The 17,208-nt window shown below is 58.0% G+C and carries 13 protein-coding genes; 6 read left to right on the forward strand and 7 right to left on the reverse strand.

The features are described from left to right. The 3 genes from I6N98_RS01920 to I6N98_RS01930 all read right to left on the reverse strand — a co-directional run bounded on the left by I6N98_RS01920 (position 1) and on the right by I6N98_RS01930 (position 3,659). Complete coding sequence (locus tag I6N98_RS01920) at positions 1-2,091, reverse strand: hypothetical protein (protein WP_198570146.1); 2,091 nt, start codon at positions 2,089-2,091, stop codon at positions 1-3. Further along, the gene (locus I6N98_RS01925) at positions 2,088-2,843 is read right to left on the reverse strand and encodes a DUF3348 family protein (protein ID WP_198570147.1); all 756 of its coding nucleotides are present in this window, start codon (positions 2,841-2,843) and stop codon (positions 2,088-2,090) included. The genes I6N98_RS01920 and I6N98_RS01925 overlap by 4 nt, the downstream gene beginning before the upstream one ends. A gap of 120 nt (positions 2,844-2,963) precedes the next feature. Next, positions 2,964-3,659 carry a Crp/Fnr family transcriptional regulator gene (locus I6N98_RS01930; RefSeq protein WP_198570148.1) on the reverse strand — a complete coding sequence of 232 codons (696 nt, stop codon included), beginning with the start codon at positions 3,657-3,659 and terminating at the stop codon, positions 2,964-2,966. Between the two features lie 119 nt (positions 3,660-3,778). On the opposite strand from I6N98_RS01930, the gene I6N98_RS01935 reads away from it, so the two are divergent. From I6N98_RS01935 to I6N98_RS01960, 6 genes are all read left to right on the forward strand, one after another. Beyond that, on the forward strand, positions 3,779-4,534 hold the full coding sequence (locus tag I6N98_RS01935) for a class II aldolase/adducin family protein (protein WP_198570149.1): 756 nt from the start codon (positions 3,779-3,781) through the stop codon (positions 4,532-4,534). A 35-nt stretch (positions 4,535-4,569) separates the two neighbouring features. After that, a complete protein-coding gene (locus tag I6N98_RS01940) occupies positions 4,570-4,887 on the forward strand; it encodes an Mpo1-like protein (protein ID WP_198570150.1) in 318 nt (105 codons plus the stop codon). A gap of 352 nt (positions 4,888-5,239) precedes the next feature. Then, a complete protein-coding gene (locus tag I6N98_RS01945) occupies positions 5,240-6,907 on the forward strand; it encodes a caspase family protein (RefSeq protein ID WP_198570151.1) in 1,668 nt (555 codons plus the stop codon). A gap of 61 nt (positions 6,908-6,968) precedes the next feature. Further along, on the forward strand, positions 6,969-8,132 hold the full coding sequence (locus tag I6N98_RS01950) for an autotransporter outer membrane beta-barrel domain-containing protein (protein WP_198570152.1): 1,164 nt from the start codon (positions 6,969-6,971) through the stop codon (positions 8,130-8,132). Then, entirely contained in the window at positions 8,129-8,938 is an 810-nt protein-coding gene (locus tag I6N98_RS01955; protein WP_198570153.1) for an alpha/beta fold hydrolase, read from the forward strand. Before I6N98_RS01950 ends, I6N98_RS01955 begins: the two co-directional genes overlap by 4 nt. A gap of 10 nt (positions 8,939-8,948) precedes the next feature. Further along, a complete protein-coding gene (locus I6N98_RS01960) occupies positions 8,949-10,349 on the forward strand; it encodes a serine/threonine-protein kinase (protein ID WP_198570154.1) in 1,401 nt (466 codons plus the stop codon). 28 nt (positions 10,350-10,377) lie between these two features. On the opposite strand, the gene I6N98_RS01965 is transcribed toward I6N98_RS01960, so the two are convergent. The 4 genes from I6N98_RS01965 to I6N98_RS01980 are packed head-to-tail and all read right to left on the reverse strand — an operon-like array spanning position 10,378 to position 17,142. Further along, entirely contained in the window at positions 10,378-11,319 is a 942-nt protein-coding gene (locus tag I6N98_RS01965) for an FHA domain-containing protein (RefSeq protein WP_198570155.1), read from the reverse strand. Positions 11,320-11,357: 38 nt separating this feature from the next. Further along, the gene (locus I6N98_RS01970; RefSeq protein ID WP_198570156.1) at positions 11,358-12,158 is read right to left on the reverse strand and encodes a PP2C family protein-serine/threonine phosphatase; all 801 of its coding nucleotides are present in this window, start codon (positions 12,156-12,158) and stop codon (positions 11,358-11,360) included. Between the two features lie 2 nt (positions 12,159-12,160). Further along, the gene (locus I6N98_RS01975; protein WP_198570157.1) at positions 12,161-13,432 is read right to left on the reverse strand and encodes a cytochrome c family protein; all 1,272 of its coding nucleotides are present in this window, start codon (positions 13,430-13,432) and stop codon (positions 12,161-12,163) included. After that, entirely contained in the window at positions 13,429-17,142 is a 3,714-nt protein-coding gene (locus I6N98_RS01980; protein ID WP_198571506.1) for an LVIVD repeat-containing protein, read from the reverse strand. The genes I6N98_RS01975 and I6N98_RS01980 overlap by 4 nt, the downstream gene beginning before the upstream one ends. Between the last annotated feature and the right edge of the window lie 66 nt (positions 17,143-17,208).

Below are 17,208 nucleotides of genomic sequence, written 5' to 3' on the forward strand. Positions count from 1 at the left end.
CTAGCGGCCTCCCGCTTGGGCGGCGTTGACGCCGCCGAGTTTATCCAGCAATTCCTGGTGGCTGAGCAGGTTGTGGTCGATGATTTCCCGGGCTTGAGTGAGGAAGTATTCCATCTGCTCTTCACTGCGTTGCCCGGAGTTCTGCAGGGCCGACTCGATGCTTTCCAGTCGCGCCATAAGCTGGGTGTTGGCGTCGCCAAACTGGGTCACCGCGGCGGTGAATACCTCGCCCAGGGCCGACAGCTCGGCGGCGCTGGCGGAAAAATGGGCCATCTGCTCCTGCAGGCTGGCGCTCTCCTCGCTGACTTTGTCGGCAAACTGCTGCTCCACAGACTTCAGGCTCTCCGCAGAGCGGTCCAGCAGCGCCTGCACGGCTTCCTGCTGCATGCGGGTGTTTTCTTCCAGGCTGGCCGACAGGGTATTGAGCTGGGCCATGGTCTGCTGGCGTTCTGCCAGCAGCTCGTTGTCCCTGGCGACGTTGTTGCTGATCTCGGCGCGGAGCTTTGCGATCACTTCGGCGGCGGCCCGCGGGGTCTCTGAAGCCGTTTCGATGAGGCGGGACATCGGCGCCTCCAGGGTCGCGCCCAGCTCGGCCAGTTGGCGGGCGCTGGTCTCTTGCAGGCGTTCCAGTCCCGCGATGGCAGCGTCGCTGCGCTGGGTTTCGCTCTGATTCAATGCCTCCAGGCGCTCGCCGATGGTGGCGGTAAGCTTATCGATCTGAGCCTCAAGGGTGGTGTGCCATTGGGCCTCCTGGTCTTGGCGCTGGGCAATAAGGGATTCGCCCTGTTTGGCCAGCTCGGTGAGTTTAGCCTGGGCGTCGGTCAGTTGCTGCTGCCCCTGCTGGGCCAGTGCTGTGCTGGCGTCACTCAGCCGCTCGGCGCTGTGTTGCAGGCTCTGCTGCCACTGATTGAGGCGCTCCTGCTCAGCGGATTGCTGCTGGCTAAGCCACTCGCGGTTGCTGGAGGCAATCTGTTCGCCCAAGGACTGGAGTCGTTCGGCGAAACTGGCGTGGCCGGCCTCAACCTGCTGCTCAACAGAAGTAAGCAATTTTTGCTGACGCTGTTGTTGGGCCTCGCTTTCAGCCTGCCAGCGCTGTTGGAGTGTTTCGCTGAGGGTGTCGACTTTGGTTGTCAGCGATTGCAGGTGGTTTTCTACCACATCGCCAAGGCGTTGCTGGGTGTCCAGCGAGGCTGAATTCAGGCCTTTCAGCACTTCGCTGACCGCTGGCTCGATGCTTTCCGCCGCCGCCTTGGCGCCGTCGCGCAGGCTGGTTTGCAGTGCGGCTTCCACCGAGTCGCTCAAATGCTGATAGCGGCTCAGCAGGTCATCCTGCAAGCGTTGCTGATTGCTTGTGAGTTGCTCGCTGAGTTGGCCGATATGCTGGTTTAAGTGTTCAGCCAGCTCGCCCAGTTGCCCGGTGACCTGGGGCAGCACTTCTGCCTGGCTGCGCATAACGGCATAGGTCTCGCGGCGCTGGTGGCTCAGGGAGTGGGCCTGAAAAAGGCCGGTCATTTCGCCGTCCAGGCGGCGCGAACTCTCCAGGCGCTGGCGACGGCTGAGGGTAGAAATCAGTCCCAGCATGGCCGAGGCGGTGATGCCGGCTACGGAGGTGGCAAAGGCCATGCCCAGGCCCTGGATCGGCGCGGCGAGGCCTTCCCGCACCGCTTCCAGCTCGGTGCTGCCCTGCAGGGCGCCGACTGCCCCTTGCAGGGTTTCCACCATGCCGATAAAGGTGCCCAGCAGACCCAGCATCACCAGCAATCCCACCAAATAGGGCGTAATCACTGGTGCCGGCAGACCGATGGCTTCGCCGGCAATGCGCTGGCGAACCGCGAAGCGCAGTGAGGGGTGGATGTTGGCGAGCCAGTTGCTCAGGTCGTCAACGGGCTGACTGCTATTATCCAGCGCCGCGTCCAGCGAGGCAGTGGCCTGCTGGTAGCGCAGCAGCTCTGCGAAACCGGCGATATAAGCGGCCGCGATTAACAGCGTGACCAGCAGTGCCAATGGGCTGCTTTGGATAAAGCCGGCCCCCATCCACAGCACCACAATGGCGCCCAGGGCAAAGGCAATAAAGGAGGTAATTCGGGTCATAGAAGTCGGTCTTCCTGAGTGTCGAGGGCGTCCAGTAAGCCTCGAAGGGGGAGCAGCCTAAAATCCAGCTCGGTAACGAGCAGGTGGCGCATATCCTGGTTAAAGCGATCCAGCCATTCACCGGGCTGGGTCCAGCTGTCGGGGTCGCTGTCTATGGCATCGTCGCGGCTGCTAACAAAATCCTGCCGCAGCGTTTTAAAGTGCTGGCCCAGCAGCTGGGGTAGGGTGGCCAGTATCCGCCGGCTGTGGTCGCCGATGGTGTCGTTAAGAATCTGATCCAGGGCGGCCAGTCGGGCGCCGGCCAGGTTATGGCCACTTAAGACCTTGCGCAGAGCACCTCGCAGTTTGCCAATGCGGAAGTCCATCTCGCTTTGGTGGAGGGAGTAGAAGCGCTGATAAGGCTGCATCCCCTCGCTGGCGCTGGTCAGCGTCTCCGCTGTGGCGGCGGGCAGCAGAAAGGGCGCGCCGGCGTCGCCGGGCTCGAAGCTCTCCTGGATAAAGCGCAGGATGCCGGCCCGGGTGTTGAGGAACTCACTTTCTGCACTGCGGCGGTCACCGGCGCCAAACTCGGTTTTGACCCGGGCCAGCTTGGCCAGGGACTTGGTCAGAGTGATGGAGTCCGAAAGGTCGATCAGGTCTGCCAGGGTATCCGCCAGAGTCGCTTTGGACTGGCGCTCGGCGGCAAAGCCCAACTGCGCCAGCTGGGACAAAAGCGGTGCACCACCGGATGTGTTTGTGGGGGCCAGAGCCATAGGGTTCCTGAATATTCGGAGGGTAAGCGAAACAGCCTTGCAATGGGCCGCCTGCAAAGTCGAGCCTGTTATTGTGGCGGGTCATTATCGCTAATTTGGGCGCCGCTTCAAGATTGACATTCAGCGCCCGGCCCTCTGGGCATCCCGCAGCGCTGAGAGGTCGCAAAGCCACAGCTTGCCGTAGGCCAGGCGGATCAGTCCCTCCGCTTCCAGCTTTTTCAGTTCACGGCTGACTGCCTGCCGGGATACCGCCAGCATTTTGGCCAGGTCTTCCTGGGGGAGGTGGAGGTCAATGAGAGTGCCGTTATCGCCGTCGGCCTGGCCGTAGAACTCGCCCAGCTCCAGCAGCCGCTGGCGCAAGCGCTCGGGAAGGGAATAGAGGGACACCCCTTCAACGTAGGACAGTGCCAGCCGCAGCTTGCGGCACAGCATGGGAATAAAGTGGCGATACAGCCCGGGCTCGGCGTCCAAGAGTGCCTGGAGCGGCTTGCCGTCCAGCACCAGAATCTCGCAGTGGCCCAAAGCGCGGGCAGTTTGGCTGCGGGGCAGCCCGTCGAACAGTGAGACCTCGCCAATCCAGTCTCCCCGCTCTACCTGCATCACCAACAGCTCCCGGCCGTCACTGGTGTGGTTGCTGAGCCGCACACTGCCGGAGAGAATGCCGTACATGGCGTCGCCCTCGTCGCCTTGGGCGTACAGCAGCTCGCCGTCGCCAAGGCGCTGGGTGCGGGCAATGGTCAGCAGTTCTTCAACCGCTTCGGGGGGCAGGCCAGCCAGTAATGGGCTACCGTTAAGAATGTCCCGTTTGTCACTCAAGTCGGCTGCTCGCAGAATGTTGAGATAATTGTCACCTTGTTGACAGATTAATGAGTGGCAGAGGTGCAGGATGATGCCGTCTTGAATGAACTATATCGATAACAAGAGGGAAGGCAACCATGAGCAACAGTGTGAGAGAGCAGGTTTCCGAGGCCGAATGGCAACTGCGGGTGGATCTGGCCGCGGCCTACCGCCTGGTGGCGCTCTATGGCTGGGACGATCTGGTGTTTACCCATATTTCGGCCCGGGTGCCGGATACCGAGAATCAGTTTTTGATCAACCCCTATGGCATGACTTTTGATGAAGTCACTGCTTCATCCCTGGTTAAGGTAGATCAGGACTGCAACAAAATTCTGGACTCCCCTTACCCGGTTAATCCGGCGGGCTTTACTATCCACAGTGCCGTACATGCCGCTCGGGAAGATGCCCACTGCGTGCTCCACACCCACTCCCTCAATGGCGTGGCCATCTCCGCCCAGCAAGAGGGCTTGCTGCCCCTCTCCCAGCAGGCTAGTTTGGTGTTGGCCTCATTGGGCTACCACGACTATGAAGGTATTGCCTTGAACGAAGATGAAAAGCCACGCCTGGTCAACGACTTGGGTGACAACACCTTTCTCATGCTGCGCAACCACGGTTTGCTGACCGTAGGCCAAAACCCCGCTGACGCCTTCCTGGCGATGTATGTCTTTGAGGCGGCCTGTACCGTGCAGGTGCGTGCCTTGGCCGGTGGGCGTGAGTTGTCACCCATCGCTCCAGACATTGTTGAGGGCACCAAAGAGGCCGCGATGGTGGTCACCAAGGGGCTGTTCGGTGGCATTGCCTGGCCGGGGCTGTTGCGTAAACTAGACCGTCAGAACCCCGGTTACGATTTGTAAGGGCTATTCCAATAACGAGCACCGAGGAGGGCATCATGGACAAAGTCAGTATGCCAACGCAATTTAACAGTTTTTCTGAGTTCTACCCCTACTATCTTGCCGAGCATTCGAATCGCACCTGCCGGCGACTCCACCTCACCGGCTCGCTGTTGGTGGTGGCGTTATTGGCGTACACCGTCGTCACCAGACAGTGGGCGCTGTTATGGTTGTTGCCGGTTGTAGGCTATGGCTTTGCCTGGGTGGGGCACTTCTTTTTTGAAAAGAACAAACCGGCGACCTTCTCCCATCCCCTGTACAGTTTTATTGGTGATTGGGTGATGGCGTGGCAGATGGTGACGGGAAAGATTCGCTAACCGTTATATGAGCAGGCAGGGCGCAGTCACTCGAATAATTAGTACGCTTTAATGTGTGGCCGGCCTGCTCCACTAGGCAACCTCTGCACAACCTGGCAAAGCCTGAGGTATCACCAGGTTGTGCAGAGGTTCCCCAGTCACTCACTCCCCCTGCAACTCAGTTGACCTGTAATTAGTGCCAGCGCGCTGGCGGTAATGCCCCGCGTTTGCTAGCCTCAAAGGTAATAATAGCCCGTACCTTGATACCGAGGGAGCATTGCTGCTCCCATTATTCCAGTCTATCTATTATCTCGGTTGTCTGGTCTTGCTACCGCACTGGCTAAGGTAAAATTGCTGTTATATAGGGGGCAACATGGAATGTCGATCTGCGGTACTCACGCGCGCCACTGGATTGGTTTTTTTGTCGCTGGGGGCGTTTTTGTCCGCCTGTGCATCGAGTGGCGTAGCGGATCGAGGGGGTACCACACCCAGTGAAGAAGAATTGGTAGCGGGAATGCAAATAGTGGATTGCTTGCTTCCCGGCCAACTCAGAAAGCTCGGCAACTCCACTTACCTTACCCCTCGTCGCCCTATCAAGACGACCGCTTCTGATTGCAATATTCGCGGTGGCGAATATGTGGCCTATGATCGGGCCAACTACAAAACGGCTCTGAGCGTTTGGTTGCCGGCAGCAGAGGCTGGCGACGCCGAAGCCCAGGTTGCAGTGGGCGAAATTTTCGAGCGAGGCCTGGGTACAGAGCCCAATTATCAAGCGGCGGCAATTTGGTATGAGAAAGCCGCCGAGCAAAACAATCGCCGTGGCCAGTTTAATCTTGGAACCCTATACGAGCAGGGTCTGGGTGTAGAAAAGGACAAGGCGCGAGCGCTAAATCTGTATCGGCAGGCTTGGGGCTTACCCGCGGATAGTCTAATCCTTAAAGAAGCTGCTCAGCAGCAACAGCAAGCACTGCGTGAGTCCCTGCAGAAAAAACTGGATGCTCGCGATGCCCAGTTGCGGGCTTTGGAACGTCAGATCAAGGCTTTGAATCAAAGTTTGAATGCTGCCGAAATAGAAAAAGGCAGCGAACCGGCTAAACGTCAGCCCAAGCTGGAGATAGAGCGTGAGTCGCTAACCGAACTGGCGAGCGCCCTGCGGCGCGATCGCAGTGAAATAAAGAAAGAACTTAGCACTATTCCCAAGCTTAGAACGCCTGCCGTTAACTCGGCAAAGGGGGACGTTGCCAGTAAACCAGACGGGAACGCTGAACTGTCTTCAAAGGACCTGAAGTTTGGGCGGTACTACGCCTTGATTATCGGCAATCGCAATTATTCTGCGTTGGAAGACCTGGAAACCCCCATCAATGACGCACGGCAGTTGGCTGACATTTTAGAGAAACAGTACGGCTTTAATGTGCAGTTATTGCTCGATGCCGATCGCGTGACGGTAATGCAGGCCATCAATGAGCTTCATGAAATTCTGGGGGAAAACGACAATCTGCTGCTGTATTACGCCGGTCACGGCAGCCTGGTTGAGGTGGGTGAAAGAGATGCCGGCTATTGGTTGCCGGTTAATGCTGACCCGCCGCCCAATGATGCGTTTTGGGTGTCCAATGAGTTTGTGACTAATCACCTGGGAAGAATTAAGGCCAAGAGGGTGCTGGTAGTTGCGGACTCGTGTTATGGCGGTTTGTTGTCGTCATCCCCCGGCCATCTATTTTTGGGCACGGGGCGATCAGGTGCCAGCCAAGATCCGGAGTATATCCGTTATAAACTGCCACGGCGCTCGCGTCTTCTCCTCTCCTCGGGTGGCGATAAACCCGTTATCGATACCGGGGGTGACGGACATTCGGTATTCGCCCGGGAGCTTATAGAGGCACTAAAAAGCAATAAGGCTATTTTGTCGGCGCCCGATTTATTCTTAAAAGTGAGCGAGCCTGTGAAGGCTCGTGCGGCAGCAAGCGATTTTGTGCAGGTGCCGGTGTACAAAAGTATCAAAGGTGCGGGGCATGAAGTCGGGGACTTTTTCTTCGTTCCCCAGTAGGCGGCTCGTCGAGCGCTGTGCAATTAGTGTGAACAGGCCCTAGTACAAAGGAGCAAGAGCGATGATCGTTAACAGGCAATGGAGTTATACGGCTGGCGCGGCGGCAATAGCGTTTTTGAGTATGCTCACTGTAGCGCCGTTGGCAAGGGCTCAGGATTGTCGGTCATCAGTGGAAAGCGACCGGCAGGGTGAGTCATGTGTCTCGCCGACTTCGGACGCGGTTAATGCCGAACTGACCCATATACTGGGCGGCTTGAGTCGCAAGATTAATGGATTACGGAGGCAAAAACTGTGTTCCGCCGAGGGCGGCTTCGGCGCCTGTGGCAGTGTGCAGGGCGGCGCTGCCAGTGCTGACCAAGAGGAGGATATGCTGCTCAGTAGTGGGCGACTGTCATTGCTGGCTTTGCATGACTACAGTGCCCAAGAACGGGATCGCACGTCACTTGGGGAGGGCTTTGAGCAGTCGGCTAATGCATTGACGGTTGGGGTTGACTACCGCTTTAGCGACGCACTATTTGCTGGAGCCACATTAAGTGCGTCCCAAAGCGACACTGATCTCGATAACAATGCCGGTGATCAGGAAAGCGACTCGCTGATTTTTGCGACTCACCTGTCACGTTATTTTAGCCGGTTTTTTATTGATGCTTTGCTCGGCTACGGCAGTGGCGATCTTGATATTAAGCGCGATGATGGGATAAGTGGCTATTCGGCGTCTACCGACAGCGACTACTGGTCAGGTGATGTCGCCTTGGGGTATGGCTACAGCAATCAACGCTGGCGAGTTACGCCAATGATCCGGGCGCAGTTTCTTCGCGGCAGTATCGATGGCTATCGAGAGCGAAGTGAGGAGGCATCGGGCATTCTCAAAGACTTTGATGATCAGGATATTGAGTCCACCCGTTTAGAACTCTCACTTCAGGCCGACTATGTAGTTTTAACAAGTTGGGGAGTGCTTATTCCCACCTCAAAACTGGAGCTTGTGCAGGAATTTGCAGACGCGACCAGTGTAAGAGGCCGCGCCCTCAATGCCTTTGATAATTCACTGAATAGTACCTTTGACGAAACATCCGACGACCCCGATGACACCACCGGTGTTGTTGGGGTGGGTGTGTCTGCCCAGTTTCAGCGTGGCTGGTCTGCCTATGCCAATAGCGATGTACTTATTGGACATAGTTACCTGGATAAATACAGTCTTGTGGCGGGTCTACGATACGAGTGGCCGTGATCGTTAGGTCGCTGGCCTGGTGCTTTCTCCTGGTATTGGTTGGCTGTGCCAGCCCGACAACAAAGCTGGATCGTCGCGCACAGACATTGGGGTTTTCCATAGCGGTAGTAAAAGGGGATGGCTTCCTCCACCGTGCCTATATGTCGGGAGATATCGACAGCGCCAAGCGCGTACATGTCTACCTGGATGGTGATGGTCGTCCATGGCTGTGGCATAGGCAGGTTGCCGAAGATCCCACTCCATCCAGCACGCTGGTGCTGGAGTTGATGAGCCAAGACAGTACGGCATCGATTTATCTGGGGCGCCCCTGTTATTTTGTGCTGGAACGCTGCGATGATCGCCTTTGGACAACGGCCCGTTACTCTCCCCAAGTGGTAAAAAGTATGACTGCTGCCGTACAGCAGCTATTGCGCTATAACGAACAGGCATCAATAAGTCTCGTGGGATACAGTGGGGGTGGCGCGCTGGCGACATTGATGGTGGCCGACTTGCCCGCCGTGGATGAAGTCGTCACAGTGGCCGCCAATCTCGATATTGACTATTGGGTAGCATTACACGGCTATGCGCCCCTGGATGACTCTTTTAACCCCATAGAGTCGGCAGACTTGGCAGGCGTTCGACACTGGCATTGGGTGGGGGGCAGAGACGAAGAAGTCAGGCCGGAGATGGCGCGCCGATTTGTGGAGCGCCATGGTGGTACGCTGCGTGAGATTAACGATTTTGATCACCGCTGCTGCTGGGCCGATCAGTGGGCGGAGCTGTTGGCCGTTTCTCTAGGCGCGGTGTCAGGGCCGTCTGCAAGATAGGAGGTAGACTGTGGCCGACAAGGAGCCGGCGGACAAGCAAGACCAGGAACAGGCGCACAACGCCGACGCCACCCGAATGATCTCGGAGGATGATCAGGGCCAGACACGGCCCATTAATGCAGACAATGCCACTCAGTCGTCCCCCGGCAATCAGGCTGGCGTTTTTCATTTGCGCCCCGGCGATGTCTTAAAAGAGCGCTTTAGGCTGGAGCAAAAGCTTGGCGAAGGCGGGATGGGAGCCGTCTACCTCGCCATTGATCAGCGCAAAGTCGAAGCCAGACACGACAAGCCTCAGGTGGCTATCAAACTGATCAGCGGTGGTTTTGCTAGAGACTCCAGGGCATTTATTGCCCTGCAGCGCGAGACAGATAAATCCCAGACTCTGGCCCACCCCAATATCATCACGGTGTACGATTTCGACCGCGACGGCGATGTCTTCTTTATGACCATGGAGGCATTGAGTGGCAGTACCCTGGACAAGGTGATCGGCAACTCGGGTTATACCTTCCCGGAGCGTTTGCGCTTTGTCGAGCGCCTCGCTGAAGGCATCGCTTACGCCCACCAGCGGCACATCGTCCATTCCGATATTAAACCCGCCAATATTTTTGTCACTGATGATGGTGAGCTCAAGGTTCTCGATTTTGGTATTGCACGGGCACTGGCCGATGTGGATGGCAAATCGGTAGACCGGCTTGGGGAGGTGGCGGGGCTTACGCCGGCCTATGCCAGCTGTGACATGCTGGAGCGCCGCGAGCCCCACGCGGCGGATGATGTGTATGCCATCGGATTGATTGCCTATGAATTGTTATCTGGCGAGCACCCCTTTGCCAGAAAAAAAGCGACCGAGGCCCGGGCGGCGGGAATGCGCCCCAAAAAGATTAAGGGCCTAGCGAACTACCAGTGGCGGGCGATCGCCAAGGCCCTGGAGTTTGAACGCGCTAAACGCTGGCAAGATGCGGGGCAGTTTTTACGACACTATCGAGGTGCCGGGCGCCGGGTGCGGCAGCTGTCCGTGGCGCTGTTATTGGCTGTGGTGGCCTTTGGCGCCTACCTGTTGTTGTATCAGCCTGAGGCCGGGCCGGATATTCCCTTTGCTGAGTTAGAGCCGGCCAAACAGCAGAACGTTCGTCAGGCCCTGAATGAGGCCAGGCAGGCGAAGTCCTTCGGTGATGTGAACGGTGCGCTGTTCTATCTGGATAAGGCCTACGCTTTTCATCCCCGCAATCGCGAGGTGATGGCAGAGTTGGAAACGGTCATCGAACCGATGCTGAATGAGATGGAGGGGGTACAATCTGGGCAGCAGGCAGCCGAATACCTCAATCAAGTGGAGCAGTTATTGCGGTATGAGTCACTGGCCCAGAACCCCGACCTGGTAAAAATGCAGCGGCAGCTACAGGCACTGACTCACTAGCTTGGATTTGTTGGCGATCACACTGCCCTCAGCGTTTAATCAGCGCTATTAGCCTCGCCCATAATCCCGGTTTTTGAGGGGGATTCGGTGTAGGTGGTGACTCGGCTTGTGGCGCATTGGCGGGCAATTCAAACGCCAGCTCAAGGCTGCCGATGCTAATGATATCCCCCTGTTTCAAGTAGTTAGACAGGGCACGCTGACCGTTGACAAAGGTGCCGTTGGTGGACATCCAGTTGACGATTTTCCAGCGATTCCCGTCATTGATGATCTGTGCGTGCATGCCGGAGATACTGCTGTCATCGAAGGCAATATCCACGGCGGAAGCATCGCGACCGATTTTCCATAAAGGCCGCCCCTTGTCGTCGCGCGGGCTGTTATCCGGATTGAGTTCGATGATATTGCCCTCGATACTCGAATTGAGCCCCAGTAATCGCGGCCATGACCCGATGGGCGCTGCGGCAATGCGCCCGGCCCGGTATTTGCTGGCAGCATCGTCGTCACTGTCTTCGCTGAAAAACTCGGTGCCGGAGGCTTTTTCCAGTCCTGCTTGTTCCGACCACATTGCTGGAATATCGGCCTGTGGTTTGGGTGCCGTACCGCTCGGTGGTGCCGGGTTTATCTGGGTGGCACTATCGCCAACCAGTTGAGTGGCATCCTCGTCTAACTCCTCGCTGTGCTTGGCATCTTCATCAAAAATCTTAAAAACAAAGTCGCCCAACATAAGCTGATCGCCATCGCCTAGTGTCACCTCGCTTGTTACTGCAGTGCCGTTTACAAAAGAGCCGTTGCTGGAACCCAAGTCTTTATAGCGTAAATTCTGACCATCGTAGTCGAAGCTGCCGTGCAGTCGAGATACGCTGGAGCTGAGCACGCGGATTGTACAGTCTGCACCTCGGCCTATATGGGTTTCGCCGGGCTCTAAGCGGTACTCGATACCGTTGCTCTCATCAAACAATATGAGCGCTGTCATGCGTATTCCTCTCCCTTAGCGTGCCGTGCTGTTTGCCTTTAAGGTTTAAAGTAATCGTGTCTGCCGTCCTGGTTGGCGATGGAAACTGCCGGAGGAAGGGCGATGTCTCCTCGACAGGGTGCATCGTCGTCTGCTCGCGCGATAACCACAGTGATATTGTCTTTGCCGCCATTGGTCAAGGCTCGTTCTATCAGCGTGTCCACCAATGCGGTCAGTGCTGCGCTGTCCCTGGCCGGTGTGGCGTCAGCAATGATGGTGGCGATCTCAGGGCCACTAACGGCGTCGATCAGGCCGTCGCTACACAGCACCAGCATTTCATCGCGGAATATTCTGGTATTCAATAATGGTACGTTGGCAGCCTTGAGTTCGCTTAAGCCCAGGGCGCGGCTGATCAGGTTGCGCTCGGGGTGAGTCGCGGCTTCACTCATGGTGATATCTCCCTTGGCTAGCAGCGCTTCGACCTTGGAGTGATCCCGGCTGAGCTGATGGAGTTCCCCGTTCCAAAGGTAGGCACGGCTGTCACCAATCCAGGCCAGGTCGAAGTCGTAATCGTGAAAGTCCGCCACGACTATCGTGGTGCCCATCCCCTTCTTGCCACGGCCATCGGCCGCGGCCTTAATGATTTCCTGGTTGGCGTCGACAATGGCGTCGATAAGGGGTTCGCCCATATCGACCTTGTCGGTGATTACGGTGGTAGCGATGTCTGCCGCAACTTCTCCGGCCGCCGGCCCCCCCATGCCGTCGGCGACGATGGCGAGCCCCCAGTGGCTGTCAGCGACAAAACGGTCTTCATTCCCGCTGCGTCGGCCAATATGGCTTTTGCCGGTGATGGTGACCATATTCACTCCTTTGGTTTGGTATCCATAAGTCGCCGGGCCTCTTGGCGAATGCGTGCGGCACTGTAGTTGTCTTCGTTGTCCAGTAATGAAAACAGGCCTTGATAAGTTTGTGTCTGGTCGAGTTCTTCGGCCAGTAACTGCAAACCGAGAAATAACTGCTCCGCATCGGCGTAGTCGCGGAAGTCACCCCGGGCGGCAGCGGCCAATAGCGAGCCCTGTAAGCGGCCTTTTTCCTGACGGCTATAGGGGTTCGCCGACAGCGTCTGCTCCAGGCGATTGAGGGTGCTTTCTAGAGTCTGACAGGACTGGCGTAGTTCCTTAAAGCCCTTCCCAGCAGCTTGATGCAGGGACGCTATTTGGGCTTCCAGTGTGTTAGCCAGCTTGCCATCTCGAACGCTTATAGCGCTTTCCAATAAGCGCAGGTCGGCGTCCTGAATGCGCAGGCTGCCGGGTGCCAGTGCAATACCGGCAGCGGGGTCGTCGCTGCTTTGCATGGGGCGGTGGCAGGAGTGGCAGTCAAACACCGCGAGCTCGGGGAGCAGTGACTCAGTCTGGCTGTGGTGGTTAAGTATGTTCAGGTACTGCTTCGCCGTTACCAGCTTGCCCTTTAACCAGCGGTCTATGGCGTCTACCTCGCCTTTGCGCTCACGGTAATCGGCATCGACCACGTGGTGATAGGGCATCAGAGTCAGCCAGGTGTCCAGTTCAAAACGCAGGCGGGGGTGACCGGCTGCCATCATTTGGTGGGTGGCCAGCTGATTGTTGCTGCCCAAATGGCAGTTGGCGCAGATCTGTGCCGCCACCATTGGGTCTTCGGTTTTATTCAGGCCGCGGCGCAGATTGGCGCTGTGGCTGGCCTGTTCGCCGTAGTGATTATCCAGCCAGTGCTCGGCGCCGCCGTGGCAGGCTTCGCAGCCGACCCCGTCCTCCAAATAGAATCGCTCGCCACGTTTCTCAGTGGCTTGGTAGTCGCTGTGGCACCTCAGGCACTCCGGTGCCTGGCTGGCATCGGGTATGCCCATTTTGCGGGCTATCGTTTGGGACTGGGCGCTCTTCAATGTTTGATAGGCCCGGGCATGGCGGTCGTACTTGGCCCAAATACGATACTCGTTTTGCGCCACAATCGAATCGTCTTTTTCACCGGCGCGACCATGGCAGACACTGGATGCACAGGTGGCGACGCCGACATGGATTGCGTCGTCGCCAGCAAACGCGGCGCTGCTCAGTATCAATAGTGCCGAAACTGCGCGCAAAATCGCTTTGCAGATGCTCATGGTCTTTTCGCCTCCCGGGGTGCGCGGGTTTTGATGTCGTCCTCGACAAACCACGGTTTGCCGTCGTCGTCTAGCATCAGTTGGCGCATCTCTGTCAGGTTCAGTGGCCGCGATCCTCGGCGACCAAAGACGGCTATTTGGCCGCCGCTCTCATCCACCGCCCGGTCACGCTCCAGGCCCCGGGACAGGCTCAGCGCCGGGTGTTTACTCGCGCGGCCGGCTATCCACTGGGGCTTGGGCTCTGGGCTAAAGCCATAGAACTTGGGCTGGGTGTCCGGGGCGGTGAGGTGTATGACATGCAAACCGGTTTTGGCATCGGCCACGTAGGCAAACAGCGAGGCGTTGGTCGTGGCAACCACCACATCGCGGACATCCTGCAAACGCCCCTCTGCTTTATAAGTTTGCTGTAGTTGCATCCGCTCGGGACGGGTGATGTCGACAATGGCCAGACCCTGGTCACCGGCAGCCACGTAGGCATAGGTCCTGGACAGGAAGATATTACTGGCCTGGCTGATTGGCAGTTGCACATCCAGTAAGCGAGCTTGTTCCGGTAGCGTGACGTCCACCAGTTTGAGCCCCTCCGCATCGCTGACAAAGAGGTAGCGCAGTTGCAGTGCGGAGGCACGGCCCTCTTTAAGGGGGAGGGTTTTCAATAGTCGGGGCTTTCGCGGCTGGGAGATGTCGACAACCACCAGGCCGGCGTCGGCGATGATATACGCGGTGTTGCCGCCCAGAGTAATATGCCTGGCCCCCGCCAGTACCTGCTGGGGGTTCCAGGTTAAGGCTCGCTCCAGCTGGTTGTTGCGGGGTTCGCCGTCGGCAAAGGTGTTGATGTCGACAACGATGAGCCCCTCCTCGGTGTCGGTGATAAAGGCGTAGTTGTACACCGGATGGAAGGGCTGCTCTTTATTGTCGATGCGCATCAATTCACCTTGATTGCGCTGGGGCGCCACCGGCTGGGTGGTGGGCAGTGCCATGCAGCTGGCGTTGCTGGTGGCGAGCTGGGCATCCTGCCCCAGTGGGCTGAAGGGGGCGCTGATAATACGTTGGGAAAAGCCCTTGTTATCGATCGAGGCGACATCGAATACCCGGAAACCGTCCTTGCCCGCGGCGCTAAACAGGTACTCGCCCCGCAGTTGCAAGCAGCCTACCTGTCCAGTGTTGTGGCTGTATGCCACCTGTAACTGTCGCTGTTGATCGAGGTGTTGTTGATAGTAGTCCGGGTAGGCGTAGCGTTGTAAATAGCTGCCAATGACGGCCTGGGGTTCGTCCCACTCGGTGACCCGGACCGCTTCTACGGCGCCCGCTTCGCCAACCCAAGCGTGACGACCGATAAAGTTGATGAAGTTGGTCCCCAGTGCCAGGGTCTGGGTGATGATGGCATTGTTGTCACCCTCTTTGGAAAGGTGGCAGTCGCTGCAGGTTTTGGTTTCTGTTTTGCGCACGGTGTGGGGGAAGTGGGGGTTGAAGGCTTGTGAGCTAAAGCCACTGGCGGCGATGGGCGGTTGTTGGATATAAATCCGCTCGCGGTTGGCGTTGGTGGAGGAAAGCACCAGGGCCGAGCTGGAGCGAATGGGCGCCACTTTGCCGCCTTTATAGGGCGCCCGTTTGCCCAGCATAAAGATCTGATCCCGGCTGACCTGGGGGTTGTAGGTGGCGTAATTGCGGCTCTCGCCCCCTTCAAAATGATGGCGCTCGGTTTTTTCATTGGCCTGTATGGGGAGGTGGCAGCCGCCGCAGCTGGTCGTCCACGAGGTGTGGCAGGCATAGCATTCCATTTCCTCGTAGTTATGTGCTGCCATGCTGGGATCGACGTCGCTGCCCCAATATTGGCTGTGGGGATCTTTGACCATGGTTTTGGCTCGCGCGGCCTTGGGGTTATATTCCGGGCGAGTCGGGTTCACGGCGTCTTTGACCAGCGAGAGGGTCCATTCCAGCTCCGGGTTTAACATGGAGCGCTGGATCAGTTTGCCGTCAATCCATTCAAAGCGGCGGCGGCCATCGGGATTGCGCAGCACGCTCAGATCTGTGGTGCTGGCGCTGCTGGCTGGACCTGAAGTGCCCATGTTGGGGTAGCTGGCGGCGGTGCCGTGGCAATCTACACAGCTGATTTCCACTGCGGCTGCCACTTCGCCGTAGAGGTGGCCATTGCCGTGGTTGTCCTGACTAAAGTGGCAGTCTACGCAGTGCATCCCCACTTCGGCGTGAATGGACTTCATATGCACGGCTTTATCGAATTTGTGCGGGTCGTCGTCGCTGACGAGGTTGTTCTCATCGTCCAGCAAATTGCCCTGGCGGTCGCGCTTAAAGACCGCACGAAAGTTCCAGCCGTGACCGTGGTAATCGGCAAACTGGGTGTCCTTCAAACCCGGATTGAGGCTGGCGACCTCTTTTAAAAATTCCTCGTCGGCCCACTTGCCCCTGGGTGCGGCACCCTCTGGGTTGCGGTCCAGTACCTCACGGCGGCGAGCCTGATCCGGGTACTGTTGTTGCTTGGGCCACATGCTGGGGGCGTCGGATTCATAGTCCCACATGGTGTAGCCCAGAAAACTATTGAGAAACATATTGGGCTGGTGCATGTGGCAGACCATGCATTGGCTGGTGGGGATGGCCCGGGTAAATCGGTGGGCAATGGGGTGGCCGGGCTCGGATTTGTCGATGGTGGGGTCCACACTTTGGCTCTTGCCGCCGTTGCCGCTGTCGGCGTAGCCCGCGGAATGCACCGGGTCGCGATCATTGGCATAGACCACATGGCAGCCGCTGCAACCGGAGCTGCGGTAGTCACCGGGTTGATCGTTGGTGCCCAGAAACCACAGCAGCGGGTCGTTGAGCCGGGTTTTGGTAAGGTTAATCAGCGGTACTGCGATGCGGGCGCCAGTGCCAGGGCCGCGATTGGACTGGCGTATATCCGGTCGCCCGGGTTCTTCCAAGCGTTGAATCTGTCCCAGGGCATTGGGGATACCGGTTTCCGGAAACAGACTGAGGATATTACGCCCGCCGCGCTCAAAGACCCTGAAGATGTCCCCGGGTTTGACGGTTTCCCAGGCCGGCAGTGGCAGAACCTGGTCGAGAATCCCCATGTCCGCCATGTAGGAATCGGGTTTGATCGGTGCCACCAGGGCGGCGGGTTCGCCGTCGCGGGTATAGGCCTCGCCGAGGATGGAGCGTTTATAGGGAAGAATGCCGTTGTTGTAGGCCGCCGCCGCCCAGAACATCGCGCCGGTGCCGTGCAGGCTGTGAATGGCGGACTTCAAGGTGTCGGCATGGCAGGCGCCACAAGCCAGATCGGCAACCCGGAAGTCGCCCGGGTTCACAAAGCGAATGTACTCCGGTGCCTCCCGGTTGAGCAGGGTATAACTGCGCTCGGGGTTGGCGGCGCTGGGCCAGTGCCAGCTTTTGGGGTAGCGGGGCAGTACGTGGGCTTGATTGATCAGCTCGCGATCAAAGTGTCCGGCCGCCGTTTGCTCGCGGGGCTGGAAGACCGTGGCGTCGCCGCCGTGGCAGTCAACGCAGCCCAGTTGTATGGCGGGGTTGGCGTGCATGTTGTGGCTGTCGGACTGGGCGTGGCAGCTGACGCAACCGGCACTTTTTAGTTCGACGTCGGCGGCGCTTTGGGAGGCGGGTGCCGCTACCATCGGCGCATAGTCACGAGGGATCGGTTTTTCTTTTTCGGCAGCCAGTAAGGTGTTGGGTATTACTGCACACAGCATGAGGCCACAAATGCTGAGCAGCGCCGGTAGCCATTTTTGCGGGGCGCCACAATGGGCTACCCGCCG

Origin of the sequence: Spongiibacter nanhainus (assembly GCF_016132545.1) — a bacterium.
Taxonomy (GTDB): domain Bacteria; phylum Pseudomonadota; class Gammaproteobacteria; order Pseudomonadales; family Spongiibacteraceae; genus Spongiibacter; species Spongiibacter nanhainus.